The organism is Pseudomonas sp. BT76 TE3572 (assembly GCF_050435365.1).
Classification (GTDB): Bacteria; Pseudomonadota; Gammaproteobacteria; order Pseudomonadales; family Pseudomonadaceae; genus Aquipseudomonas; species Aquipseudomonas fluorescens_W.
Genome location: NZ_JBNDKE010000001.1, coordinates 226,594 through 249,496 on the forward strand (window position 1 = coordinate 226,594; position 22,903 = coordinate 249,496).

Annotated in this window: 29 protein-coding genes; 17 read left to right on the top strand and 12 right to left on the bottom strand. The window is 59.1% G+C overall.

Features of this window, described 5'->3' with window-relative positions; genetic code table 11:
• The first annotated feature begins 126 nt into the window (after positions 1–126).
• The gene (locus ABH912_RS01070; RefSeq protein WP_429509337.1) at positions 127–1,026 is read left to right on the top strand and encodes a polysaccharide deacetylase family protein; all 900 of its coding nucleotides are present in this window, start codon (positions 127–129) and stop codon (positions 1,024–1,026) included.
• 118 nt (positions 1,027–1,144) lie between these two features.
• Positions 1,145–1,387 (top strand): DUF1652 domain-containing protein, encoded by a 243-nt coding sequence (locus tag ABH912_RS01075; RefSeq protein ID WP_429509338.1) that lies wholly within the window; start codon positions 1,145–1,147, stop codon positions 1,385–1,387.
• Positions 1,388–1,417: 30 nt separating this feature from the next.
• Here ABH912_RS01075 and ABH912_RS01080 read toward each other — a convergent pair whose 3' ends face one another.
• Positions 1,418–2,302 carry a LysR family transcriptional regulator gene (locus ABH912_RS01080; RefSeq protein ID WP_033057700.1) on the bottom strand — a complete coding sequence of 295 codons (885 nt, stop codon included), beginning with the start codon at positions 2,300–2,302 and terminating at the stop codon, positions 1,418–1,420.
• A 127-nt stretch (positions 2,303–2,429) separates the two neighbouring features.
• Between ABH912_RS01080 and ABH912_RS01085 the strand changes: the two genes are divergently transcribed.
• The 9 genes from ABH912_RS01085 to ABH912_RS01125 all read left to right on the top strand — a co-directional run bounded on the left by ABH912_RS01085 (position 2,430) and on the right by ABH912_RS01125 (position 10,844).
• A complete protein-coding gene (locus ABH912_RS01085) occupies positions 2,430–3,578 on the top strand; it encodes a muconate cycloisomerase family protein (protein ID WP_429509339.1) in 1,149 nt (382 codons plus the stop codon).
• 10 nt (positions 3,579–3,588) lie between these two features.
• Entirely contained in the window at positions 3,589–3,879 is a 291-nt protein-coding gene (gene catC, locus ABH912_RS01090; RefSeq protein ID WP_348123022.1) for a muconolactone Delta-isomerase, read from the top strand.
• A gap of 55 nt (positions 3,880–3,934) precedes the next feature.
• Positions 3,935–4,864 (top strand): catechol 1,2-dioxygenase, encoded by a 930-nt coding sequence (gene catA, locus ABH912_RS01095; RefSeq protein WP_429509340.1) that lies wholly within the window; start codon positions 3,935–3,937, stop codon positions 4,862–4,864.
• Between the two features lie 142 nt (positions 4,865–5,006).
• Positions 5,007–5,966, top strand: coding sequence for an AraC family transcriptional regulator (locus tag ABH912_RS01100; protein WP_033057708.1), 960 nt, complete (start codon positions 5,007–5,009; stop codon positions 5,964–5,966).
• A 283-nt stretch (positions 5,967–6,249) separates the two neighbouring features.
• Positions 6,250–7,614, top strand: a complete 1,365-nt coding sequence (benA, locus tag ABH912_RS01105) for a benzoate 1,2-dioxygenase large subunit (protein ID WP_033057709.1) — start codon at positions 6,250–6,252, stop codon at positions 7,612–7,614.
• A complete protein-coding gene (benB, locus tag ABH912_RS01110; protein ID WP_429509341.1) occupies positions 7,611–8,099 on the top strand; it encodes a benzoate 1,2-dioxygenase small subunit in 489 nt (162 codons plus the stop codon). The genes benA and benB overlap by 4 nt, the downstream gene beginning before the upstream one ends.
• Before the next feature lie 10 nt (positions 8,100–8,109).
• A complete protein-coding gene (gene benC / locus ABH912_RS01115; RefSeq protein ID WP_033057713.1) occupies positions 8,110–9,123 on the top strand; it encodes a benzoate 1,2-dioxygenase electron transfer component BenC in 1,014 nt (337 codons plus the stop codon).
• Positions 9,124–9,330: 207 nt separating this feature from the next.
• Positions 9,331–10,104: a 1,6-dihydroxycyclohexa-2,4-diene-1-carboxylate dehydrogenase gene (locus ABH912_RS01120; RefSeq protein ID WP_429509342.1), complete on the top strand. Its 774-nt coding sequence runs from the start codon at positions 9,331–9,333 to the stop codon at positions 10,102–10,104.
• Between the two features lie 41 nt (positions 10,105–10,145).
• A complete protein-coding gene (locus tag ABH912_RS01125; RefSeq protein ID WP_429509343.1) occupies positions 10,146–10,844 on the top strand; it encodes an alpha/beta hydrolase in 699 nt (232 codons plus the stop codon).
• A 6-nt stretch (positions 10,845–10,850) separates the two neighbouring features.
• Here ABH912_RS01125 and ABH912_RS01130 read toward each other — a convergent pair whose 3' ends face one another.
• Positions 10,851–11,213, bottom strand: a complete 363-nt coding sequence (locus ABH912_RS01130) for an NUDIX hydrolase (protein ID WP_033057718.1) — start codon at positions 11,211–11,213, stop codon at positions 10,851–10,853.
• A 211-nt stretch (positions 11,214–11,424) separates the two neighbouring features.
• Here ABH912_RS01130 and ABH912_RS01135 point away from each other — a divergent pair, with 211 nt between their 5' ends.
• A complete protein-coding gene (locus ABH912_RS01135; RefSeq protein WP_008154564.1) occupies positions 11,425–11,628 on the top strand; it encodes a hypothetical protein in 204 nt (67 codons plus the stop codon).
• A 55-nt stretch (positions 11,629–11,683) separates the two neighbouring features.
• Here ABH912_RS01135 and osmE read toward each other — a convergent pair whose 3' ends face one another.
• The gene (osmE, locus tag ABH912_RS01140; protein WP_033057720.1) at positions 11,684–12,040 is read right to left on the bottom strand and encodes an osmotically-inducible lipoprotein OsmE; all 357 of its coding nucleotides are present in this window, start codon (positions 12,038–12,040) and stop codon (positions 11,684–11,686) included.
• Positions 12,041–12,053: 13 nt separating this feature from the next.
• Positions 12,054–12,293, bottom strand: a complete 240-nt coding sequence (locus ABH912_RS01145) for a hypothetical protein (protein WP_033057722.1) — start codon at positions 12,291–12,293, stop codon at positions 12,054–12,056.
• 170 nt (positions 12,294–12,463) lie between these two features.
• Here ABH912_RS01145 and ABH912_RS01150 point away from each other — a divergent pair, with 170 nt between their 5' ends.
• Positions 12,464–12,673, top strand: a complete 210-nt coding sequence (locus ABH912_RS01150) for a hypothetical protein (protein WP_033057724.1) — start codon at positions 12,464–12,466, stop codon at positions 12,671–12,673.
• Between the two features lie 36 nt (positions 12,674–12,709).
• Here the strand turns inward: ABH912_RS01150 and ABH912_RS01155 are convergent, their stop codons facing one another.
• Positions 12,710–13,279 carry an RrF2 family transcriptional regulator gene (locus ABH912_RS01155; protein ID WP_033057725.1) on the bottom strand — a complete coding sequence of 190 codons (570 nt, stop codon included), beginning with the start codon at positions 13,277–13,279 and terminating at the stop codon, positions 12,710–12,712.
• A gap of 284 nt (positions 13,280–13,563) precedes the next feature.
• Between ABH912_RS01155 and ABH912_RS01160 the strand changes: the two genes are divergently transcribed.
• Positions 13,564–14,766 (top strand): NAD(P)/FAD-dependent oxidoreductase, encoded by a 1,203-nt coding sequence (locus tag ABH912_RS01160; RefSeq protein ID WP_429509344.1) that lies wholly within the window; start codon positions 13,564–13,566, stop codon positions 14,764–14,766.
• Here ABH912_RS01160 and ABH912_RS01165 read toward each other — a convergent pair.
• Positions 14,737–14,970: a hypothetical protein gene (locus tag ABH912_RS01165; protein WP_156363923.1), complete on the bottom strand. Its 234-nt coding sequence runs from the start codon at positions 14,968–14,970 to the stop codon at positions 14,737–14,739. The genes ABH912_RS01160 and ABH912_RS01165 overlap by 30 nt on opposite strands.
• Between ABH912_RS01165 and ABH912_RS01170 the strand changes: the two genes are divergently transcribed.
• The 3 genes from ABH912_RS01170 to ABH912_RS01180 are packed head-to-tail and all read left to right on the top strand — an operon-like array spanning position 14,926 to position 18,166.
• The gene (locus tag ABH912_RS01170; RefSeq protein ID WP_429509345.1) at positions 14,926–16,215 is read left to right on the top strand and encodes an NAD(P)/FAD-dependent oxidoreductase; all 1,290 of its coding nucleotides are present in this window, start codon (positions 14,926–14,928) and stop codon (positions 16,213–16,215) included. The two genes, ABH912_RS01165 and ABH912_RS01170, sit on opposite strands and share 45 nt — an antisense overlap.
• A gap of 25 nt (positions 16,216–16,240) precedes the next feature.
• Positions 16,241–16,795: a helix-turn-helix domain-containing protein gene (locus ABH912_RS01175; RefSeq protein ID WP_033057731.1), complete on the top strand. Its 555-nt coding sequence runs from the start codon at positions 16,241–16,243 to the stop codon at positions 16,793–16,795.
• A 24-nt stretch (positions 16,796–16,819) separates the two neighbouring features.
• Complete coding sequence (locus ABH912_RS01180; protein WP_429509346.1) at positions 16,820–18,166, top strand: glutamine synthetase family protein; 1,347 nt, start codon at positions 16,820–16,822, stop codon at positions 18,164–18,166.
• Positions 18,167–18,383: 217 nt separating this feature from the next.
• Here the strand turns inward: ABH912_RS01180 and ABH912_RS01185 are convergent, their stop codons facing one another.
• From ABH912_RS01185 to ABH912_RS01210, 6 genes are all read right to left on the bottom strand, one after another.
• On the bottom strand, positions 18,384–18,647 hold the full coding sequence (locus ABH912_RS01185; RefSeq protein WP_429509347.1) for a hypothetical protein: 264 nt from the start codon (positions 18,645–18,647) through the stop codon (positions 18,384–18,386).
• Positions 18,648–18,794: 147 nt separating this feature from the next.
• Entirely contained in the window at positions 18,795–20,159 is a 1,365-nt protein-coding gene (locus ABH912_RS01190) for a purine-cytosine permease family protein (RefSeq protein ID WP_429509348.1), read from the bottom strand.
• A gap of 5 nt (positions 20,160–20,164) precedes the next feature.
• Complete coding sequence (locus ABH912_RS01195) at positions 20,165–20,842, bottom strand: isochorismatase family cysteine hydrolase (protein WP_429509349.1); 678 nt, start codon at positions 20,840–20,842, stop codon at positions 20,165–20,167.
• Between the two features lie 92 nt (positions 20,843–20,934).
• Complete coding sequence (locus tag ABH912_RS01200; protein ID WP_429509350.1) at positions 20,935–21,087, bottom strand: hypothetical protein; 153 nt, start codon at positions 21,085–21,087, stop codon at positions 20,935–20,937.
• 63 nt (positions 21,088–21,150) lie between these two features.
• On the bottom strand, positions 21,151–22,194 hold the full coding sequence (locus ABH912_RS01205) for an LLM class flavin-dependent oxidoreductase (protein WP_033057738.1): 1,044 nt from the start codon (positions 22,192–22,194) through the stop codon (positions 21,151–21,153).
• A 36-nt stretch (positions 22,195–22,230) separates the two neighbouring features.
• On the bottom strand, positions 22,231–22,716 hold the full coding sequence (locus ABH912_RS01210; protein WP_018927703.1) for a flavin reductase family protein: 486 nt from the start codon (positions 22,714–22,716) through the stop codon (positions 22,231–22,233).
• Positions 22,717–22,903: the final 187 nt, after the last annotated feature.

Sequence of the window (22,903 nt, forward strand, 5' to 3'; positions counted from 1 at the left end):
AACCAAACACTGTGTACCCTTATCCAACCTCGGCCCGCAGCGACCTGCGGGCCGACGAAGGATAAATGGGCGAAGGATTTTTGCCCTTTGACGTGGTGACCGTAACGGTCTGGCCCAAGGCAAAACATGAAACGGCTGTTCAAGGTTCTCTCTGCACTCATCATCGCCACAGGGCTGGTTGGGTGCATCGCTTCTCCCATCGAAATGACGCCGCAGACCGAGCAGCGTCTGAGCGCGCAACCACCGATCCGTTTTCTGCTGACCTTCGACGACGGTCCCAGCGCATCGAGTTTCTGGAATCCGACGATGACGGTGCTCGACAGTCTGGCGAGGAACCCGGTGCAGCCGAACCTCAAGGCGGTGTTCTTTGTGCAGACGGGCGCGCCACGTGCCGGCGACAGCGATATCGGTCGCGAGGTCATGCGCCGCGAACACGCAGAAGGGCAGATTCTGGGTTTCCACACGGCCACCCATTCGCATACCAACCACCGCTCCCTGAGCCCGGAAGAACTGGACCAGGCGCTGAACAAAGGCAGCGCCGACATCGCCGCGATCACCGGCGCGCCACCGACGCTGGTGCGCCCGCCATTCTGGAGCTACGACAAACGCACTTTCGCGGCCTATCAGCAACACGGCATGCACATGCTGTTGACCGACCTGAGCGCCAATGACGGCAAGATCTGGGGCTTCAACGCCAGCCCCCGGCGGCGAGCCCACTTCTTGCGCACAATGTCCGAAGTACGCGAGCGCATCGCCCTTGGCGAGTTACCGGTGGTGGACGGGGTGATTCCGGTGGTGGTGACCTTCCACGACCTCAATCGCTACACCGCCCGGCATACTCGCGAATACCTGCAAATCCTTCTCGACAGCGCACAGGCGACCGGTGTGAAAATCGCCGAAAAGCCGTTTTACGACGACACGGCAGCGCTGCAACGGGCCGCCATGGCGCGTACCGTTCGCGACAGTTCACAGCCGGTTAAATTACCGGGGCTCTGGAACTGGATCTGGGGCACGGATTCTCACTGAAAGGGCTCCAAAGTGAGAAACAGCTAACATTTTTTTCAGCATTGGCGGGCGCAGGATGGGGAAAGCGCATCTATGCTGAGAAAGTTGGATCCGATTAATGGCCACGGAGGCGCCCGTCATGGTTTCAGTTCCTGAGCTTTGCCGCATTGTTGAATCCGGTTTTCAACCGCTTTCCTGTGCCTGCACGGTGAATCCCGACGGAACGTTACGGATCAAGGTCTACGACCCCGCCACCGGGCGAATGGATCTGTTGATTACCGGTGTATCACCCGAACGGCTGACCAGCGTTCGCGATATCTCCAATCTGATTGGCGAGTTGCGCATCGAGATGCGCGCCGGTCGTCGGGCGTTTGCCGGCTGAAGCGGATCTATGTAGCAGCTGGCATGCGGGTCAGGCCCGCGGTTGCAGTTCATCAATCATCTGCAAGCAATGATTCAATCCCGGCGATACGTCGCCCACGCGCCTGCTGAGAATGATCGGCGAGGTCGCGTTGTCTTCCAGCAATGGCGTGAAACCAATGTCGTCACGGTGCAGCAATTGCACCGAGGCCGGCACCAGGGTGACGCCGATTCCCGCTCCCACCAGACCAATGGCTGTTTGCAGCTCATTGGTCCATTGCGCCACATGAATGCTCACGCCATAGGATTCGAATAACGCGATCACATGGTCGGCGTAGCTCGGGCGCGGGTTGCCGGGGTACAGCACGAAGGGTTCTTTCGCCAATTCGCGAAGGCTGATCGGCCCGGCCAGTAAGGGGTGACCGGCGGGCAGGGCGGCGACCAACCGGTCTTCGGTCAACACCGTCTGGATGATCGCCGGGTCGTCGATGCGGATTCGGCCGAAACCGATATCGATACGCCCGGCCTTGAGCGCCTGTACTTGCTGCAATGTGGTCATTTCCGAGAGCCCCAGTTCAAGCTCCAGGGGCTCGCCGCTGCGCAAACGGCGAATCAGTTCCGGTAGCACGCCATAGAGCGTCGATGGGGCGAAACCGATGCCCAGCCAGGTCTTTTCGCCCAGACCGATCCGTCGGGTGTTGTCGCACACCTTGCCCAGTTGCTCGAGCAGGGCGGTGGAGTGTTCATGGAAAAACCGCCCGGCGTCGGTCAGCTTCAGCGGCCGCCCGCGTTCCAGCAGCAACACCCCGAGCTCATCCTCCAGTTGCTGCATCTGCCGGCTCAGGGGCGGTTGGGCGATGTGCAGCAGTTCGGCGGCCCGGGTGAAATTGAGGGTTTGAGCCAATACCTGAAAATACCGCAGGTGACGCAGTTCCATGAGGCCTCCAGACGTAAGTCGGTTGCATACCTTAAAGGTATCAAGTCAGACCAATTCTATATTGGCTTCCCGAAAAAAGCCGTACCAGAATCGGTTCCAGAACTTTAAGAACCTGACGGGTATCGACATGCTTGCAACAGCCATTGAATCGATCGAGACGATCATCGTCGATCTGCCGACCATCCGCCCGCACAAGCTGGCGATGCACACCATGCAGAACCAGACCCTGGTGATCATTCGCGTGCGCTGCGCCGACGGCATTGAAGGTATTGGCGAATCCACCACCATCGGTGGCCTGGCCTACGGCAACGAAAGCCCTGACAGCATCAAGACCAACATCGACAAACACTTCGCGCCGCTGCTGCTGGGCCAGGACAGCGCCAACGTGAACGCCGCGATGTTGCGCCTGGAGCGCAGCATCCGTGGCAACACCTTCGCTAAATCAGGTATCGAAACCGCCTTGCTCGACGCTCAGGGCAAACGCCTTGGGCTGCCGGTCAGCGAGTTGTTGGGCGGCCGCGTTCGCGATGCCCTGCCAGTGGCGTGGACCCTGGCCAGTGGCGACACCGGCCAGGACATCGGCGAAGCGGAAAAAATGCTCGACCTGCGCCGCCACCGGATTTTCAAACTGAAAATCGGTGCCGGTGAGGTCAACCGCGACCTGGCCCACGTCATTGCGATCAAGAAAGCCCTGGGCGACCGCGCCAGCGTGCGGGTCGATGTCAATCAGGCCTGGGATGAAGCGGTCGCACTGCGCGCCTGCCGGATTCTGGGAACCAACGGTATCGACCTGATCGAACAGCCGATCTCGCGCAATAACCGCGCCGGCATGGCGCGCCTGAACACCATGAGCCCGGCGCCGATCATGGCCGACGAATCCATCGAGTGCGTGGAAGATGCGTTCAACCTGGCCCGTGAAGGCGCGGCCTCGGTGTTCGCCCTGAAAATCGCCAAGAACGGCGGTCCGCGCGCCGTGCTGCGAACCGCTGCGATTGCCGAAGCGGCCGGTATCGGCCTGTATGGCGGCACCATGCTCGAAGGTGGCATCGGCACCCTGGCTTCGGCTCATGCTTTTGTCACGCTGAACAAACTGGCATGGGATACCGAGCTGTTTGGCCCGTTGCTGCTGACCGAAGACATTCTCAGCGAACCGCTGGTTTATCGCGATTTCGAGTTGCACGTGCCGAAAACACCGGGCCTGGGCCTGAGCCTCGATGAAGAACGTCTGGCGTTCTTCCGTCGTGACAAAACGTCTACTGCCATTCATCACGCCTGAGGAGAGCATTATGCTGTTCCACGTAAAAATGACCGTGAACCTGCCGGTCGACATGAATCCACAAGCCGCCGCCACATTGAAGGCTGACGAAAAAGCCCTGGCCCAGCGCCTGCAAGAGCAGGGCAAGTGGCGTCACCTGTGGCGCATCGCCGGTCACTATGCCAATTACAGCGTTTTTGACGTCGACAGCGTTCAGGAACTGCACGACCTGCTCATGCAATTGCCGTTGTTTCCGTACATGGCGATCGAGGTCGACGCGATGTGCCGGCATCCTTCTTCCATTCGCGAGGATGACCGCTGAACCCAGCCTGTTCAGTTCGCTACGCTAATAATTACAAGATGAGGAACCCACCAAAATGAACGTCAAGATTTCCCACACTGCCAGTGTCCAGAAGTTTCTCGAAGAGGCCAGCGGCCTGCACAACGACGCCGGCGACCCGCGGGTCAAGGCCCTGGTCTACCGCATCCTGCGTGATTCGGTGAACATCATCGAAGACCTGGCCGTGACCCCGGAAGAGTTCTGGAAAGCCGTCAACTACCTCAACGTGCTGGGTGCGCGTCAAGAGGCCGGGTTGGTGGTGGCCGGGCTCGGTCTGGAGCATTACCTCGACCTGCTGATGGACGCCGAAGACGAACAGGCCGGCAAGTCCGGCGGCACACCGCGGACCATCGAAGGCCCACTGTATGTGGCGGGTGCGCCGCTGTCGGAAGGCGAAGCGCGACTGGATGACGGCGTCGATCTGGGTGTGGTGCTGTTCATGCAGGGCCAGGTCAAGAACACCGCCGGCGAACCGTTGGCCGGTGCGGTGGTGGATGTCTGGCACGCCAACACCGGCGGCACTTACTCCTACTTCGATACCACTCAATCGGAGTTCAACCTGCGCCGTCGTATCGTCACCGATGCCGAGGGTCGTTATCGCTTCCGCAGCATCGTGCCGTCGGGCTATGGCTGCCCGCCGGACGGTCCGACCCAGCAACTGCTCGATCAACTGGGCCGTCATGGTCAACGGCCGGCGCACATTCACTTCTTCATCTCCGCGCCGGATCATCGTCACCTGACCACCCAGATCAACCTCGATGGCGATCAGTATTTGCACGACGATTTCGCCTATGCCACCCGTGACGAGCTGATTGCCAAAATCACTTTCAGCGACGATCCACAACGCGCAGCGGCCCATGGTGTGAGCGGTCGTTTTGCCGAAATCGACTTCGATTTCACCTTGCAAACCTCCGCGCAACCCGACGAGCAGCAACGCCACGAACGGGTCCGCGCACTCGAGGACTGATCGCACAACCCTGTAGGAGCGAGCAGGCTCGCTCCTACAGGTTTCATTGAGAAAGGCCCACAGGTCAGTCCACTGACACACCGCTGCAAGCACTGCCTTAGAATGGCCCGACGTTACCTATAACAACAACGAGAGTGACCCGATGATGCAAGCGCAACTGTTGAGTCAGCGCAGCACCGTATTCGACCACGCCGACCCTTACGCGGTGTCGGGGTACGTCAATCAGCATGTCGGTAACCATTGCATCCTGATGCCCCGGGCCGGGCGACCGCTGGCCAGTCTCAATCATCGCAAGTTTGCCAGCCTCGACCTGTGCCGCATCAGCTATGGCGGCAGCGTACGGGTTACCTCCGGCGCGCTGGAAAGCATCTATCACCTGCAAGTGTTGCTGCGCGGCAACTGCCTGTGGCGTGGCCACGGCCAGGAACACTACTTCGCGCCCGGCGAGTTGCTGCTGATCAATCCCGACGATCCGGTGGACCTGACGTATTCCGACGATTGCGAAAAATTCATCCTCAAAGTCCCCACCCCGTTGCTGGAATCCGTGTGCGATGAGCAGCGCTGGCGGTATCCGGGGCAGGGCGTGCGGTTTCTGGAGAACCGTTATCAGCTCAACGAACTGGAAGGCTTTGTCGGTCTGCTGGCGATGATTTGCCAGGAAGCCGAGGCCACCGAGCAGATTCCCAAGGTGCAGGAGCACTATGCACAGATCATCGTCAGCAAGATGCTCAGCCTGATGAAGACCAATGTCAGCCGGGTCAGTCTCGGTTCACAGACGGCCACGTTCGAGGTGATTGCCGACTACATCGCGGGCCACCTCAAACAAGACATCGACAGTGAAGAACTGGCACGCCAGGCGCGGATGAGTCTGCGCTCGTTGTACGGATTGTTTGAACGCAACGCCGGCACCACGCCGAAAAACTACATCCGGCAAAAACGCCTTGAGCGCATCAACGCCTGCCTGAGCGACCCGACCTGCAACGTGCGCAACGTCACGGAAGTGGCCATGGATTACGGCTTCCTGCACCTGGGACGATTCTCCGACAGCTACCGCAAACAGTTTGGCGAACTGCCGTCGGACACCCTCAAGCGCCGGCACTGACCACACAGTTAGACCGAACGATGAGCAACCTGTGGCGAGGGAGCTTGCTCCCGCTGGGCTGCGAAGCGGCCCCCTGCATTTTGCCTGGCGCACCGCATTGGCAGGATTTGCGACTGCTGCGCAGCCGAGCGGGAGCAAGCTCCCTCGCCACAGGTTCAGCGTCGTTCAAGCACCCATCGCGTTCTGCACAAAACGGATACAGGTCTGCACCCAGCGGATAGTCCGCCCCATCCCCCCCGTCCTAGCATGGCCCTGCCTGATAAAAACAATGGAGGCGGCGGCCATGTCCCTGCGACCCGAATACCTTCACTCCCTGCTCGAAGATGACAAAGAACAGGGCATCTATCGCTGCAAGCGCGAGATGTTCACCGACCCGCGGCTGTTCGATCTCGAGATGCAGCACATCTTCGAAGGGAACTGGCTGTACCTGGCCCACGAAAGCCAGATCCCCAACAAAAACGACTTCTACACCACCACCATGGGGCGCCAGTCGATCTTCATCGCACGCAACAAGGACGGTGAGCTCAATGCGTTCCTCAACGCCTGCAGTCATCGCGGCGCAACGCTGTGCCGACACAAGTCCGGCAACAAGAGTTCGTACACCTGCCCATTCCATGGCTGGACTTTCAACAACTCCGGCAAGTTGCTCAAGGTCAAGGATCCGGCCGAAGCGGGTTACCCGGCGAGCTTCAACTGCGAAGGCTCCCACGACCTGACCAAAGTCGCGCGTTTCGAGTCCTATCGCGGCTTCCTGTTTGGCAGCCTCAAGGCTGATGTCGTGCCGCTGGTTGAACACCTGGGCGAGTCAGCAAAGATCATCGACATGATCGTCGACCAGTCCGCCGATGGCCTGGAAGTGCTGCGCGGTTCCTCCAGCTACATCTACGAAGGCAACTGGAAACTCACCGCCGAAAACGGTGCCGACGGTTATCACGTCAGCTCCGTGCACTGGAACTACGCCGCCACCCAGAACCAGCGCAAACAGCGCGAAGCCGGTGACGAAAACCCGACCATGAGTGCCGGTAGCTGGGCCAAGCAGGGCGGTGGTTTCTATTCCTTCGACAAGGGCCACATGCTGCTCTGGACCCGTTGGGCCAACCCCGAAGACCGTCCGCTGTACGAGCGCCGCGATGAGCTGGCCCAGGACTTCGGCCAGGCCCGCGCCGACTGGATGATCGAGAACTCGCGCAACCTGTGCCTGTACCCGAACGTGTACCTGATGGACCAGTTCAGTTCGCAGATCCGCATCGCCCGGCCGATCTCGGTCGACCGCACGGAAATCACCATTTATTGCATCGCCCCCAAAGGTGAAAGCGACCACGCCCGTTCGAGCCGGATTCGTCAGTACGAGGATTTCTTCAACGTCAGCGGCATGGCCACCCCGGATGATCTGGAGGAGTTTCGTTCCTGCCAGACCAGTTATCAGGGCAGCGTGACCGCCTGGAACGACATGTCCCGTGGCGCCGAACACTGGGTCGAAGGCGCCGATGAGGCGGCCAAGGAAATCGACCTGCATCCGCTGCTCAGCGGTGTGCGCACCGAAGACGAAGGTCTGTTCGTGCTGCAACACAAGTATTGGCAGCAGACCATGCTCAAGGCCTTGGCCGCCGAGCAGTCCGACCTGATTCCTGTGGAGGCCGTGCAATGACCATCACCTATGACGCCGTACGCGATTTTCTCTTCCGCGAAGCGCGCTACCTCGATGACCGGCAATGGGACGAATGGCTGGAGTTGTACGCCCCGGACGCGACGTTCTGGATGCCGGCCTGGGACGACAACGACGAGCTGACCGAAGACCCGCAACGGGAAATCTCGCTGATCTGGTACGGCAACCGCACGGGCCTGGAAGACCGCGTTTTCCGCATCAAGACCGAACGCTCCAGCGCCACCATGCCGGACACCCGCACCTCGCACAACATCAGCAACATCGAGCTGCTCGAACAGGCCGACGGGTTCTGCAAAGTGCGCTTCAACTGGCACACCCTGAGCTTTCGCTACAAGACCGTCGACAGCTATTTCGGCAGCAGTTTCTACACCCTCGATGTGCGCGGTGAAAACCCGCTGATCAAGGCCAAGAAAGTGATCCTGAAGAACGATTACGTTCGCCAGGTCATCGATGTTTACCACCTGTGAGGCAGCCGTCATGACTCATTCCATCGCATTCAATTTTGAAGACGGCGTCACCCGGTTCATCGACGCCAATGTCGGCGAAACCGTGGCCGATGCCGCGTATCGCCAGGGCATCAATATTCCACTGGACTGCCGCGACGGTGCCTGCGGTACCTGCAAATGCTTCGCCGAGGCCGGCCGTTATGATTTGGGCGAGGAGTACATCGAAGATGCCCTCAGCGCGGAAGAGGCCGAGCAAGGTTTTGTGCTGACCTGCCAGATGCGCGCCCAGAGCGATTGCGTGGTGCGCGTGCCGACCTCATCCGAGGTGTGCCGCACCCGTCAGGCCAGTTATGACGCGACCATCAGCGCCGTGCGCCAGTTGTCCGACAGCACCATCGCGCTGTCGATCAAGGGCGAGGCGCTGAGCAAACTGGCGTTCCTGCCGGGGCAATACGTGAACCTGGGGATTCCCGGCAGCGAGCAGACCCGGGCCTATTCGTTCAGCTCGTTGCAGCGCGACGGCGAGGTCAGTTTCCTGATCCGCAACGTGCCCGGCGGCTTGATGAGCAGCTTCCTCACCGGCATGGCCAAGGCCGGCGACAGCATGAGCCTGGCCGGGCCTTTGGGCAGTTTCTACCTGCGCGACATTCGCCGTCCGTTGTTGCTGCTGGCCGGCGGTACGGGGCTGGCGCCGTTCACGGCGATGCTGGAAAAAATCGCCGAGCAGGGCAGTGAGCATCCGCTGCATTTGATCTACGGCGTGACCAACGATTTCGATCTGGTGGAAATGGATCGACTCGAAGCGTTTGCCGCGCGAATCCCCAACTTCAGCTTCAGTGCTTGCGTGGCCAACCCGGACAGCCAGCACCCGCTCAAGGGCTACGTGACCCAGCACATCGAGCCGCAGCATTTGAACGAAGGCGACGTCGATGTCTACCTGTGTGGCCCGCCGCCGATGGTCGAGGCCGTCAGCCAGTTCATCCGTGAAAAAGGCATCGCGCCGACAAACTTTTACTACGAGAAATTTGCCGCCAGCGCGGCGTAAGCAATTTCTTCGACGACGCACTTTTGTAGCCGCTGGCGAAGCCTGCGTTCGGCTGCGCAGCAGTCGTAGAACCTGACGGCACGGTGTTCCTGAAGCACCGCATTGTTTGATCTCACGACTGCTGCGCAGCCGAACGCAGCCTCGCAGGCTCGGCAGCTGCTACAGATAGCGGTTCTCCGCGAAATTGATTTTCGCATCGAGGTATTTATGAACAGATTCACAGATAAAGTCGCGCTGATCACCGGCGCTGCCCAAGGCATCGGTCGGCGCGTTGCCGAGCGCATGGCGGCGGAAGGGGCGCGGTTGATTCTGGTCGATCGCTCCGAGCGGGTGTTCGAGGTCCAGCAGCAATTGGGGCAGGGCAGCCAGGTGCTGGCGCTGACCGCCGATCTTGAGCAATACAGCGAATGCAGCCGCGTCATGCAAACCGCCGTCGAGCGTTTCGGGCGTCTGGATGTGCTGGTCAATAATGTGGGCGGGACGATCTGGACCAAGCCTTTTGAGCATTACGAAGCGTCGCAGATCGAGGCCGAAGTGCGCCGTTCGCTGTTCCCGACGCTGTGGTGCTGTCATGCCGCGCTGCCGTTCATGCTTGAGCAGGGGAGTGGCGCCATCGTCAACGTTTCGTCCATCGCCACGCGCAGTGTCAATCGCGTGCCGTACGGTGCGGCGAAGGGTGGGGTCAACGCGCTGACCGCTTGCCTGGCCTTCGAAACTGCCGGTCGCGGGATTCGGGTCAATGCCACCGCGCCCGGTGGCACCGAAGCGCCGCCGCGGGTGATTCCGCGCAACAGCGCCGATCAGAGCGAGCAAGAGAAGGTCTGGTATCAGCAGATTGTCGACCAGACACTCGACAGCAGTTTGATGAAGCGCTATGGCACGCTGGATGAACAGGCAAGCGCTATTCTGTTTCTGGCCAGCGACGAAGCGTCCTATATCACCGGCATGATCATGCCGGTCGGTGGCGGCGACCAGGGCTGACGCGACTCGCCAACAACCCATCCTCAATCGGAGTCATCGTGATGAGCGACAAACCCACGATCGTGTTGGTCCATGGTTTTTGGGGCGGTGCTGCCCACTGGAACAAGGTCATCGCCGAGTTGATTCACAAGGGCATTACCAACATCCGCGCGGTGGAGATGCCGCTGACTTCATTGGCCGACGATGCAGAGCGTACGCGCAAGATGGTCGCCCAAGTGTTGGGGCCTGTGTTGTTGGTGGGGCATTCCTATGGCGGTGCGGTGATTACCGAGGCCGGTGATCAACCGAACGTGGTGGGGCTGGTGTACATCGCTGCCTTCGCGCCAGACGCCGGTGAAAGTCCCGGCGGCATCACGCAACGGCATCCACCTGCCGCGGCGGCCAACCTGGCTCCCGACAGCGACGGGTATCTGTGGGTCAAACCTGAGCTCTATCACAAAAGCTTCTGCCAAGACCTGCCCGCGACCGAAGGGTTGGTGATGGGCATCACCCAGAAAGCGCCACTGGCCAGCACCTTCGGCGACACCATTACCACGGTGGCGTGGAAGAAGAAGCCGTCGTGGTATCAGGTTTCTACGGACGACAGGATGATCGCACCGCAAAATCAGCAATGGATGGCGGGGCGGCTGAATGCCAGGGAGATCCTGACCCTGAACGCCAGTCATGCGTCCCTGGCGTCGATGCCGGTCGAGATTGCTGCGTTCATCGATAGGGCCGCGACGGCGTTGGCCGCAGGATAGAGACTCTTACAGGCGACGCTGAAACGCTTTGATGATTCTGAGCGTGGCGTCGCTGGTGTTCAGGTTCTGGACTGCGTCCAGCGGATACCAGATGCAATCGAAAATTTCGTTTTGCGGGCGTGCCTCATCCGCGTTCGCCACTGAGGCCTCGTACACATGGTGTCGGGTGCTGCCCGTTTGCAACTCCATCAGGTACAGCATCCCGTCGACCCCAAGCCCGGTCTCTTCCTGAAGTTCTCGCGTGGCGGCGTCGGCAATGGCTTCACCACGCTCAACCTTTCCGCCGGGCAGCATCCAGCGACTCCTTGGCTTGCGCACCAGGAGAATGTGCCGGTCCTGCTCGCAAATGACGGTCGCGCGTACTTTCATGTGTTACCTGATTGCCGTTTGTCATAAATCATTCATAAAAATGCAATATTCGAGCCGGGGCGTCTGTCTCAATGGTTGGAGTGATGGACGAGGTTGAAAGTGCAACCGGATGTCGGAATCCTGGCGCGACGTCTGGTTGGCACTTCAGGGAAGGTCAGGTGTAAGGTATTCAAGTGAGTCCAGGATCATCACTGCCGAGATGGAGGTGACTATGAGCGTTCCGATGCTGACCAAAATGCACATGAACGGTTATGACGTACTTAGCGTGAACAACGGCCCATGGCGGGTGTGCACCAAAGGTGACCGGCTTGGAGCCTTTGGCAGCAGAGAGGAAGCACTGGCCTTTGCGGCCGCTCTTCCCGGCTACAAGGCCAAAGCAAGTCGGCCTGCACGAAGCCAGAAATCAGATAAATAGAGCGCTTGCAGCCCCGGTTCGCCGGGGCTTTTCTTTGCTGGGCGCTGATCCCGGGCTAATAACCGCCACCACCACCACTGCTGCGGGAGGGCTCGCGGGCTTTTTGCTGCGCGTTGCTCCATTCTGCGCAAGTCATGAAGCTTTTATGGTCGACCTTGCCTCTGCCATCGAAACTGACGTTGTACGTTTGCTGATGGCCGGCCTGCTTCAGCTTGTAGTCAAAGCAAGTGCCAGGCTCAACGGTGCGATCCGTGATGGATAAAGGCTGGCCGCCAATCTGCTGGACTTGATCCTTGCTCATGCCGGTCTCGACCTTTGCGACCAGCGGCTGATCCCGATAGACACGCGATTCGGAGCTGCAGCCACCCAACGCGGCCAATACAACGACCAGCGCGCATAGAGGCTTGTGCATGGCAGTACTCCTGCTATTGAGCTTTCGTTCGAGTGATGATCTTGGCTTTCACTTCCTCGGCATAACCCTTCAGTCGTTCTTCATCTCCCTGAAACAATTCGCACAGCTTCAGGGTTGCTTGCGCATCCACATCATTGCCGGCCAGGCGTAGCTGCTCTGCGATGCGCAAAAGCTCTACCGCTGACCACCTCAAGTCCGACGCAAGGCCTTGCAGGTCACGCCGAAGTTCGTTTTCAGATTCGTTAAGCCACATGATGACCTCCTGCCAATCCCCGCTACGAAATTTTAGTCCCATTTCCCGGGTCAGGTCGTTTTGTTCGTCTGGGCCGTGGGTGCAGCCTTTTGTCGGGAAAATGAACGCGAACCCGCAGATCTGATGTCGTAGTGAGGAACTGAATTTTTGCTAGGGCGAGGCAACTTCAAATGACGGCGACTGATGACTTTAGATTTCATGCCCATGAGCTGATGGTTGATCTGGACGCGGCCACCACGGAAATGATGAAACTGATTTCTGCACATGAGCTGAGCGGCCCGGAATGGGAGCGGGTCACTCAATGGCAGCATGAAGCGTATGAACGATGGATGAGTTATCTGAACGAGAGGTCGTATCCGGATCACAGCGCCCCTTGCTGAGTTCAGTGCCACGGATGGCTGTCTGGACTGTAAGGTTTAGTCGGTGATATCGGTCACCTGGATGATCGGCTCGTCGCTTGCCTGAGTGCTCGCACTGATTTTCTTTTCCCGACGATCGTTCATCCAGTTGTCCACCTGGGCATTGAATTGCTCCGGCGCTTTTCGCCCGACCTTCCTGGCGAGATCGAGAATGGTCTGCTGGGCGAGGGCGTCTTCCATGCGTTTCTGCGCGGTCATCATGGCGGCATGCACCGAGCACTGACCCGCCAGCGCCCACGCCGGCGCGGAACCTTCGAACAAGGCGCAACGCCCCCGAATCTCCCGGCAATCGAAGATGAGCTTTTGGCCGTCGATGGCATTGACGATATCCAGAATGCTGATTTCGTCAGAAGGCCGGGCCAGCTTGAACCCTCCGCGCACGCCTTCAGTGGCGACCACCAGTTTTGCCTTGGCCAGTTTGGTGAAAATTTTTGCCAGATAGTCCTGAGGTACGCCTTGCAGCTCGGCAAGGTCGCGCACGCTCGCCTCACGGGTGTCGCCGTAATTGCCCACCAGAAAAATCAGGCAATGAATGCCGTACTCAACACCTGCGCTGTAAAGCGACATATCAATCTCCGACCAAAGTTGTCGTAAATGTTAACAGTGGAAAGCGAGCCGAGCAACGCATCCGGTCGCGTAATCACTGCTCGTTATGCGTCAAGGTTGGCTGTTCATAGCCTTTTCTGGACAAATCAAAGTTTTCGATGCTAACCATCAGTAATTTCGTTTTGTGCCAAGTAACTTGGATCAATATAGTCGCCGTTGTCAGGTCAGCAGTGGTCAGCAGTCGCTACCGAAGAGCGTGACCTTTAACGAACTCATCACTTGGTCTTCTCCCCCGGAGTTAAAAAATGAAACAGCACATCCTGGTTATCGGCGCAGGTTTCGGTGGCATGTGGACGGCTTTGAGCGCCACGCGTCTGTTCGACATTCATGGTCACAACGACGTTGAAGTGACCGTTCTGGCCCCTCAGGCCGAGCTGCGAGTCCGTCCGCGATTCTACGAACCGAACGCTCACCAACTGGCCGCACCGATCGGCGAGCTGTTCGATGCGGTCGGCGTCAACTTCATCAAGGGCTCTGCCGAAACCATCGACGTTGAGCAAAAACGTGTCGGCTACCTCGATGCATCCGGCAACCAGCAGGTGTGCAGCTACGACAAACTCGTTCTGGCGACCGGCAGCCGTCTGGCACTGCCGAACACGCCAGGTGTGGCGGAACACGCCTTCGACGTGGACCAGATCGAACAGGCCGTACGCCTGGAAAATCATCTCAAGTCCCTGGTGAGCCTGCCAGAAAGCAAAGCCCGCAACACCGTAGTGGTGGCCGGCGGTGGCTTCACCGGGATTGAAACCGCGACTGAAATGCCTGCGCGGCTGCGTGCCATCCTGGGTGATCGTGCTGACATCGAAGTGATTATCGTTGATCGTGGCGAGAAAGTTGGCGGGTCCATGGGGGCCGAGATCGCCAAGTCGATCGCTGAAGCCAGTATTGAAACGGGGGTGGAATGGCGCTTGAAATCGTCGGTCGTCGCCGTCGATGAAAATGGCGTGACCCTGGCCGATGGTCAGCGCATCGATGCCAAAACCGTGGTCTGGACCACCGGTGTGCGCGCCAGCTCGTTGACCGAGCAGATCCCGGCCGAGCGCGATCACCTGGGCCGTCTGCACGTCGACGCGCACTTGAAAGTCATTGGCCAGGAAGACATCTTCGCCACCGGCGACGTCGCATACGCTGCCAGCGATGACATCGGCAACTTCGCACTGATGACCTGCCAGCACGCGATCTCGCTGGGTCGTCATGCCGGTAACAACGTGGCCGCGCAGATCCTGGGCGTGGACCCGACTCCGTACCGCCAACCTAAATACGTGACCTGCCTGGATCTGGGCGCCTGGGGCGCGGTCTACACCGAGGGTTGGGACCGCCAGGTGAAGTTGATCAAGGAGAAAGGCAAGGCGTTGAAGACCCAGATCAACACGATGTGGATCTACCCGCCTGCGGCTGATCGTGTCACTGCGCTGGCTTCAGCGGATCCGATGATTCCTGTCGCCTGAAACGTCGGCAGCGTTGCGTCGATAACGCTGTCTGTTTAGAAAAAATCCCGCCCGGGTTCTCTTGGGCGGGATTTTTTTTGCGCCTTGAACGGTTGCGGTCGTGAAATTTAACGTGTACTTTTTCATGAAAATATAAGTATAAAAATTCACGAGGCCTGCATGTTTCAGCAATCTACCCAGCACGTCGCCAGCTATTACGCCCACACCTGTGCCGATCGTCTGTTCGATCGAGCCGCGTTGGAGGGCGAGCAGGACACCGAAGTGTTGATCATCGGGGCTGGCTTCAGTGGATTGCATACGGCGTTGCGCCTGGCCCTGGCCGGCAAGCGCGTGACGTTGCTGGAAGCCAGTCGGGTGGCCTGGGCCGCCTCGGGGCGCAATGGCGGTCAGGCCATTCTGGGTTGGTCGTGTGACATGCCGCCGCTGGAGGCGGCGCTGGGTTATGAGCGCGCGCGCCGGTTATGGGACAGCATGCGTTGGGCTACCCGGGAGTTGCGAGACTTGCCCGCGTGCCATGGTTTTGATTGTGACTATCGGCCCGGCCACCTCTGGACGTCGGTGATGCCGCGTCGGGTGAGTCTGCTGACAGAATGGCAACACGAGGCCAGTCACAAGTGGGGCCACGATGGTTTGCAGTTCATTTCGCGCGAAGCGTTGCCTGATTGGGTCGCCAGTGAGCGTTACCAGGCAGGGCTATTCGATCCCGAAGGCGGGCATTTGAATCCGCTGAAACTGGCGCTCGGCCTGGCCGCTGCGATTGAACAGGCCGGTGGACGCATTCATGAACAGAGCAAGGCGTTGAGTTATCGCGAAGAGGGCGGTCAGTACGTAGTCACCACTGAGCGCGGTCGCATTCGCGCCGACGTGCTGGTGCTGGCGTGCAATGCCTACCTTGATCGGCTTGATCCGCAATTGGCGAGTTGCGTGTTACCGGTTGGCACTTATCAGGTAGCCACCGCGCCACTTTCAGTGCAACAGGCGACCGCGTTGCTACCCAGCAATGTGTGCGTCACGGACAACCAGTTTGTCCTCGATTATTTCCGCCGTACGCCGGACAACCGCCTGCTGTTCGGCGGTGGTTGCACTTACCTGGGTGGCATGCCAAAGGACATCGCTGCTGCGACACGGCCCTATCTGGAACGCGTGTTTCCTCAGCTCAAGGGTGTCGAACTGGACTTTGCCTGGGGAGGACACATCGATCTGACCCTCAAGCGCACGCCTGACATCGGTCGACGTGGCGATCTCTACTGGCTACAGGGTTACTCCGGGCATGGCGTGCTACCGACTTTGGCCGGGGCGCGTGCCGTGTCCGACGCGATACTTGGCCAGCCGGATGAGCTGGCGTTGTACCAGGGTTTGTTCAACGGCAGCTTTCCCGGTGGAAAGTATTTGGCAGCACCGCTGGAAGCCATCGGCAAGGCCTGGTATCGGCTGCGCGACAGCCTTTGAAGCATCAATTTCGGGAAGCCTTTAGATGGACATGCAAGAAGAAATCTCGGCGCTGGCGATCCTGATCCAGGACCTGCGCAAACACAAAAAATACACGCTGAAAGACCTGGCGGACAAAATCGGTCGTTCGGTCGGCTTTCTCTCGCAAGTCGAGCGGGGGTTGTCACGTCCCACGGTGGCGGACTTGACCGCCATCAGCGAAACCCTCGGCGTGCCGACTACCTATTTCTATAGCTTGCCCAAGCCCATGGCATTGCCTTGGGTGACCCGTCCGGATGAGCGACGCACGCTGTATTACGCCGACGGAATTACCGACATCCTCGTCTCTCCGAAGATGAGGGCGTCCTTTTCAATGCTTGAAAGCCAACTGGAGCCCGGCGCCAGCAGTGGTGATCGGCACATGAACGACAGCTCAGAGCAAGGTGGCTATGTCCTCGAAGGTGAGCTGACGCTGTGGCTGGATGACGATCAACCGGTGACATTACGTGCCGGCGACAGTTTTCAGCTGGCCAGTCACACGCACTGTCGCTACGGCAACCTTACGGATCAGCTCACCCGAGTGCTTTGGGTTTACACCTGATAAAAACAACAAGGAACACTAACGATGGATGCTGTCTGCTCTGATCTGGTTGCTGAGGTTCGCGCGTTTCGTCAGCGCTTCCCGCAGGTGCGTTACGTTGATCTGATTTCCCTGGACATTCCCGGGCATTTTTACGGTAAACGCTACCCGATAGAAATGCTCGAGAAGGTCGCTGCCGGCAGCGCGCTCAAGCTGCCGCAAAACTGTGTGTTGCTGGGTACGCAGGGCGGTCTGTTCAAAATCGGCGACTACTGTTTCAACGACGGCGACCCGGATGCGCCACGCCGCCTGGTACCCGGCACGCTCAAGCCCGTGAGCTGGGAAAAACAACTGCTGGGGCAAATGCTGATTACCTCAAGCGGTACTGAAAAGCCAATTGTCTTCGAGCCGCGCGAAGTGTTGGCGCAGGTGCTCGAGCGCCTTGGCCGAAAAGGGATTTTCCCTGTGGTCGCGTTCGAACTGGAGTTCTATCTGTTCGATCGCCAACTACGTGACGGCTTGCCACAGTTCCCTCGCGATCAGTTGACGGACGATGCCGATGATCAGCCGAATATGCACATCGAACGGCTGTCGAGATTTTCCCCGGTACTCGATGACATGGTCGAGACGGCGCGAGCGCAAGGCATCGATGCCACGGTGATCACCGCAGAGCTGGGCCCGGGCCAGTTCGAGATCAATTTCGGTCACCTTGACGACGGCTTGCGTGCGGCCGACTGGGCGGCGCTGTTCTGCCGCAGCACACGCGGGGTGGCCCTCAAGCACAACCACCGCGCCAGCTTCATGGCCAAACCTTACTTGCAGCACCCCGGTAGCGGCATGCATGTGCATGTGAGCCTTTACGACGAGGCGGGAACCAACCTGTTGGCGGCTGATGGTCAGCAGGCGCTGCGCCATGCAGTGGCCGGTTGCCTTGAAGTGTTGCCGCATTGCATGCCGATCTTTGCACCGAATCACAACGCAATGCGTCGCTTGAGCGGCACGGTGAATGTCGCGACGCGCGCCAGTTGGGGTTTTGAAGATCGTGACGCCTGCCTGCGGGTGCCTGAGTCGGACGCCAGGAATCTGCGCATCGAACATCGCCTGGCGGGCGCGGATGCCAATCCTTATCTGGTGTTGGCGGCGATTCTGGTCGGGCTGGAGCAAGGGCTGGAAGCGGGCCGCGAACCGATTGCACCCCTTAACGAAGATCGTGGCAGCGGAATCGACTTCCCGCTGGAGATGCTGGAGGCCGTGCGTTCGATGCAAAACAACGCGCAGCTACGCGAGGGTTTGGGGGCAGAGTTTGTAGATGTCTACTGTGAAAACAAGCGCCAGGACCATTTGGCATTCTTGCAGGACATCAGTGCGCGGGAGTATCGCTGGTACCTCTAAATCAGTCCTTGCCGCTGCTCGCCCATAAAAAATGTGTGGATATTTAATGAGTTAGACGATTTAGTAACTGGATGGTGAATCAAAATATATTGTTACAGGCAGAAATATTAAGTAATATTCGCCCCGCGTTCACCACCACGGTTTATGCATTTTGAGTCCCAGGCGTCCATCAGCTGCCTGGGATTTTTTTTGCCTGAAATTCGGCACTTGCTCAATTTCAGTGGGCCGCCGAGGATCTCGGAACAGGCATGCGCTCATACCCGGAAACCTCTTTGATCCAGAAACGCCGATACGTTGTTTTATCCGGAGCCAACGGCTTTTGGCTGGACCATACATGCTCGGCTTTCAAGCTGGCGCGATACGCCTCCCACTCCTTCTCCTCGGCGACTTCCTTAGCCCTGCGCTCATCATCGAAATAGCCCAGTACATACACTTCGCCCTGATCGATGCCGTGCGCGATCAGTAGATAGATATCTTTCATCAGCTTTAGCCCGCTGCTACACATACCTGGATCCCCAGACGATGGGGCATTGTCCTGACTATCGGCAAGCATTTTCGATAGTTGAGTTTTACCGATGAACGGCAAGGCACAGCACCGGCCTTGACCGGCGCTATGCCGTTGAATGCTCTACGGCAGCGCTTCGCCGGCCATCGGCGCACGCTTGGCGAGTTTCATCAGCCAGTAATAACTCAGGGCGGGCACCAGCAACCCGACAATCCAGGCCAGGTCTACGCCGTCCAGGGCGTTGGCCACCGGACCGACATACAACGTGGTGTTCATGAAGGGGATTTCCAGGGCGATTGCCAGCAGGAAGCTGCCGCAGGCAATCCAGTTGATACGCCCGTAGATCCCGTCCTTGTCGAAGATGTCATCGATCCGGTACTGCCCTTTGCGCAGGCAGTAGTAATCCACCAGATTGATCGCCGTCCAAGGGATCAGGAAATAGCTCATGAAGAAGATGAAGTTGAGGAAAAAGTTGATGAAGTCGTCCTGACTGATGGTGCACAAGGCGGTGGCCACCAGGCTGATCACCAGCATGAACAGGCCACGTACACGAGGTGTCACCTTGAGCCGGGCAAAGGGTTCGATCACGGTAATGGTCGACATGAAGGCGCCGTACAGGTTGAACACATTGATCGACACCTGGCCATAGACGATGAAGGCAAACAGCAGCAACGCGCCGCTTCCAAACAGCCCGGCGACATGGCTGCCGACGTTGCTGGAAAAGTCGCTGATGCCGACGCTGAGGATCGCCCCGAGAATCATCATCCAGGCACCGCCGCTGACTGTGCCGGCGTAGCTGTACCAGAACACTTTTGCGGTCGGCGTGCTGCTCGGCAGGTAACGCGAGTAGTCGGCCACATACGGCGCATAGGACAGTTGCCAGGTCACGGCAATGCTCACCGCCACCAGAAACTTCGACAGTGAGAAGCCCGTCGGCAACCATTGCTCCACCGGAATCGGCAACTGCAAGGCGAGCACCGTAGCGGCGATGAACACCAACAGCGAAAGCAGCGACAGCACTTTCTGCAGGCGATGGATCAGGCGATAACCATAGAGCGCGACGACAAAACACAGCGTCCCGATCAGGTAGATATTGCCGGTGGCCGGCAACGGGCTGACGGACTCCAATGCCTGGGCGGCGAGCAAGGTATTGCTGACGAAGAATCCCAGGTAGATCAGCATCACGAACAGCAGCGGCAACACCGCTCCCAGCACGCCGAACTGGGCCCGGCTCTGGATCATTTGCGGGATGCCGAGTTTCGGCCCCTGGGCAGAATGGGAGGCCATGAAAATCGCCCCCAGCAGCGAACCGATGATGATCGCCAATGCGCTCCAGAACAGATTCAGCCCCATCACCACCGGTAACACGCCGGACGCGATGGTCGTGATGTTCATGTTGGCGCCGAACCAAATGAAGAACAGCGAGCCGGGTTGGCCATGACGTTCGGTTTCAGGGATGAAATCGATGCTTCTTTTTTCGACTTGCATGGCGGTCACTCCTGAGTCCGGGCGAGGTGGGTTTGCAAACGGGCGATGGTGCTTTCCAGCTCATGCGGCTGGTGGGCGAACAGGTCCGGGTGCTCGGGAATCAGGCTTAGATACTCGCGGTTCTCCAGGGCTCGCAGGCATTCGGCGCAGGTCAGGATCTCCAGGGCGTAGACCCAGTTGGCCATGATCAGCAGCGCCGAGTAGTGTCCCGCCAGCGTGGTCGTGGTGCAGGCATCGCTGACCAGCCGAATGCGATAACCCAGGGCGAACGCATCAAACACCGTGCTGAGCACGCAGACATCGGTCAGCACGCCGCAGATGCTCAGGGTATCGACCCCGAGCGCCTTGAGTCGGGCATCCAGGTTGGTGCGGTGGAAGGCGCTGTAACGGCCCTTGTCGATAATGAGTTCATCAGGCTGCGGCGCCAGACGTTCGATGATTTCCACTTGCCGGGTGCCGGCACGGTAACTGCTGGGACCGCCGTCGGCCGCTCGCGGTTCGCCGCGTGGCAAATCACTGCCGTCGGCCTGATTGATGTGGCGGGTATAGATGACAGGCACCCGTTGATGGCGGGCGGTCTCGAGCAAAGCAGCGGTGTGGGTCACCACCGTGTCGAGGTTTTCCAGGACGAAACCGTCCTCCTGCTGCATGTCGATGATCAACAGCGCGTTTTTATTGTTCATTGAGCAAACCTGATCATGGGCCGAAGCACAAAGCACCGGGCACGCCTCAGCGATGACGAGACGTGGGTGCGTGAATTCCAGTTCGGGTGGGCTCAGTGAACGAGTTGCCAGAAGCCGTTCTGCTTGGCAGTAACGCTGGCGCGCAGGCGCTTGAAATGCAGATGCGAAGCGGTCCATTCGCCGCGCAGGTAAACCTGCTCGGCGCCGGAGGGAGGGGCGAGTGATGGGCGGCGATCATTGATCATTGGAATCGACCCTACACGTCATTCAGCCCCCCGGCTTCGCGTCCGAGGGGCAGGGCAGTGGACTCAGCGAAACGCTGGCACCACGTGTTTGATAAACAGCTCCAGGGATTTTTTCTTCTCCGCGTGGGGCAGGCTGTTATCGCACCAGAAGCTGAACTCGTCGACCCCCAGTTCCTGGTAATACTTGATGCGCGGGATGATTTCTTCCGGGGTGCCGATCATGGCGGTCTTGTGCAGGCTCTCCAGTTTGAACTCCGGACGCTCGGCGAACTTCTCTTCCGGGCTCGGCGCCAGGAAGCCGTTGACCGGCACTTCCTTATTGCCGAACCAGGCATCGAAGGTGCGATAGAACTTCGAGATCGCCTTGGCCCCGACTTTCCAGCCTTCGGGATCATCCGTCGCGTGGACGTGGGTGTGACGCAGCACCATCAGTTGCGGACGGGGTACGTCCGGGTTGTTGTCCAGGGCCGCCTGGAATTTGTTCTTCAGGTCGAGGACTTCTTCGTCGCCTTTCATCAGCGGCGTGACCATGACGTTGCAGCCGTTGGCCACGGCGAAGTTGTGCGAGTCCGGGTCGCGGGCGGCGATCCACATCGGCGGATTGGGCTTCTGGATCGGCTTCGGCACGCTGGTGGATGTCGGGAATTTCCAGATATCGCCATCGTGGGCGTAATCGCCTTGCCACAGGGCGCGCACCACCGGAACCATCTCGCGCAGCGCTTGACCGCCGGAGGAGGCGGGCATGCCGCCGGCCATACGGTCGAATTCAACTTGATACGCGCCACGGGCCAGACCGACTTCCATCCGACCATTGCTGATCACGTCCAGCAGCGCACATTCACCGGCGACCCGCAACGGGTGCCAGAACGGCGCAATGATGGTGCCGGCGCCGAGGTGAATCGTGGTGGTTTTGGCGGCCAGGTAGGCCAGCAGCGGCATCGGGCTCGGCGAGATGGTGTATTCCATGGCGTGGTGTTCGCCGATCCAGACGGTGCTGAAACCGCCGGCTTCGGCCATCAGGGTCAGTTCGGTCAAATCTTCGAACAGCTGACGGTGGCTGACGCTTTCGTCCCAACGTTCCATGTGCACGAACAGGGAAAACTTCATGACGCTTACCTCTAATCTTTGTTATTGGCTGTCGGTTCAGGCGAGGACGGGCAGGGCGCCCATCTTGCCGTGGCAGTACACCAGCGGACCGGCGGTGTGCTGCGGCACTATCAGGTTCTTCACGGCGCCGACCATGATCGCGTGGTCGCCGCCTTCATATTCGCGCCACAACTCGCATTCGATGACGGCCGTGGCGTTGGCCAGGATCGGGTTGCCCAGTTCGCTCAATGTCCATTCGATCCCTTGCGCCTTGTCCTTGCCTTTACGGGCGAAAGCATAGGCTTCGCTTTGCTGGCCGCCGGACAGGACGTGGATGGCAAAGCGTTTGTTCTTGATCAATACAGGATAGGAGTCGGAACTGTAGTTGGGGCAGAACAGCACCAGGGCCGGGTCCATGGACAGCGAGCTGAACGCGCTGGCGGTCAGGCCGACGATTTGGCCATCGTCATCCAGCGTAGTGATCACAGTCACCCCGGAAGGAAACGAACCCATCACTTGTTTGTAGATGGCGGCATCGATCATGGGACGGTCCTCTGGCGGTGTGGTGCGGGTTTTTATGTGTTTGTAGGTCTGATGGTATACCGTAATACATAGTTTGCAAGGGCTTTTTTTTTGACCCGATAAACGTACGTCTTCGGCCTTTTAGTCAACGTTTACGGGGCTTTAAGCCCGTCTTTGCCAGCGCTGAGACGCCAGGATTACGGGTCAG

What these genes read in the sequence shown, in the direction of transcription:
- ABH912_RS01150 (WP_033057724.1), top strand. Translation starts at nt 12,464, where the DNA reads ATGACGGCGACTGATGACTTTAGATTTCATGCCCATGAGCTGATGGTT.
- ABH912_RS01100 (WP_033057708.1), top strand. Translation starts at nt 5,007, where the DNA reads ATGATGCAAGCGCAACTGTTGAGTCAGCGCAGCACCGTATTCGACCAC.
- benB (WP_429509341.1), top strand. Translation starts at nt 7,611, where the DNA reads ATGACCATCACCTATGACGCCGTACGCGATTTTCTCTTCCGCGAAGCG.
- catC (WP_348123022.1), top strand. Translation starts at nt 3,589, where the DNA reads ATGCTGTTCCACGTAAAAATGACCGTGAACCTGCCGGTCGACATGAAT.
- ABH912_RS01160 (WP_429509344.1), top strand. Translation starts at nt 13,564, where the DNA reads ATGAAACAGCACATCCTGGTTATCGGCGCAGGTTTCGGTGGCATGTGG.
- benA (WP_033057709.1), top strand. Translation starts at nt 6,250, where the DNA reads ATGTCCCTGCGACCCGAATACCTTCACTCCCTGCTCGAAGATGACAAA.
- ABH912_RS01180 (WP_429509346.1), top strand. Translation starts at nt 16,820, where the DNA reads ATGGATGCTGTCTGCTCTGATCTGGTTGCTGAGGTTCGCGCGTTTCGT.
- ABH912_RS01075 (WP_429509338.1), top strand. Translation starts at nt 1,145, where the DNA reads ATGGTTTCAGTTCCTGAGCTTTGCCGCATTGTTGAATCCGGTTTTCAA.
- catA (WP_429509340.1), top strand. Translation starts at nt 3,935, where the DNA reads ATGAACGTCAAGATTTCCCACACTGCCAGTGTCCAGAAGTTTCTCGAA.
- osmE (WP_033057720.1), bottom strand. Translation starts at nt 12,040, where the DNA reads ATGCACAAGCCTCTATGCGCGCTGGTCGTTGTATTGGCCGCGTTGGGT.
- ABH912_RS01170 (WP_429509345.1), top strand. Translation starts at nt 14,926, where the DNA reads ATGTTTCAGCAATCTACCCAGCACGTCGCCAGCTATTACGCCCACACC.
- ABH912_RS01125 (WP_429509343.1), top strand. Translation starts at nt 10,146, where the DNA reads ATGAGCGACAAACCCACGATCGTGTTGGTCCATGGTTTTTGGGGCGGT.
- ABH912_RS01080 (WP_033057700.1), bottom strand. Translation starts at nt 2,302, where the DNA reads ATGGAACTGCGTCACCTGCGGTATTTTCAGGTATTGGCTCAAACCCTC.
- ABH912_RS01190 (WP_429509348.1), bottom strand. Translation starts at nt 20,159, where the DNA reads ATGCAAGTCGAAAAAAGAAGCATCGATTTCATCCCTGAAACCGAACGT.
- ABH912_RS01185 (WP_429509347.1), bottom strand. Translation starts at nt 18,647, where the DNA reads ATGAAAGATATCTATCTACTGATCGCGCACGGCATCGATCAGGGCGAA.
- ABH912_RS01175 (WP_033057731.1), top strand. Translation starts at nt 16,241, where the DNA reads ATGGACATGCAAGAAGAAATCTCGGCGCTGGCGATCCTGATCCAGGAC.
- ABH912_RS01085 (WP_429509339.1), top strand. Translation starts at nt 2,430, where the DNA reads ATGCTTGCAACAGCCATTGAATCGATCGAGACGATCATCGTCGATCTG.
- ABH912_RS01210 (WP_018927703.1), bottom strand. Translation starts at nt 22,716, where the DNA reads ATGATCGATGCCGCCATCTACAAACAAGTGATGGGTTCGTTTCCTTCC.
- ABH912_RS01200 (WP_429509350.1), bottom strand. Translation starts at nt 21,087, where the DNA reads ATGATCAATGATCGCCGCCCATCACTCGCCCCTCCCTCCGGCGCCGAG.
- ABH912_RS01195 (WP_429509349.1), bottom strand. Translation starts at nt 20,842, where the DNA reads ATGAACAATAAAAACGCGCTGTTGATCATCGACATGCAGCAGGAGGAC.
- ABH912_RS01070 (WP_429509337.1), top strand. Translation starts at nt 127, where the DNA reads ATGAAACGGCTGTTCAAGGTTCTCTCTGCACTCATCATCGCCACAGGG.
- ABH912_RS01130 (WP_033057718.1), bottom strand. Translation starts at nt 11,213, where the DNA reads ATGAAAGTACGCGCGACCGTCATTTGCGAGCAGGACCGGCACATTCTC.
- ABH912_RS01145 (WP_033057722.1), bottom strand. Translation starts at nt 12,293, where the DNA reads ATGTGGCTTAACGAATCTGAAAACGAACTTCGGCGTGACCTGCAAGGC.
- ABH912_RS01135 (WP_008154564.1), top strand. Translation starts at nt 11,425, where the DNA reads ATGAGCGTTCCGATGCTGACCAAAATGCACATGAACGGTTATGACGTA.
- ABH912_RS01205 (WP_033057738.1), bottom strand. Translation starts at nt 22,194, where the DNA reads ATGAAGTTTTCCCTGTTCGTGCACATGGAACGTTGGGACGAAAGCGTC.
- benC (WP_033057713.1), top strand. Translation starts at nt 8,110, where the DNA reads ATGACTCATTCCATCGCATTCAATTTTGAAGACGGCGTCACCCGGTTC.
- ABH912_RS01120 (WP_429509342.1), top strand. Translation starts at nt 9,331, where the DNA reads ATGAACAGATTCACAGATAAAGTCGCGCTGATCACCGGCGCTGCCCAA.
- ABH912_RS01155 (WP_033057725.1), bottom strand. Translation starts at nt 13,279, where the DNA reads ATGTCGCTTTACAGCGCAGGTGTTGAGTACGGCATTCATTGCCTGATT.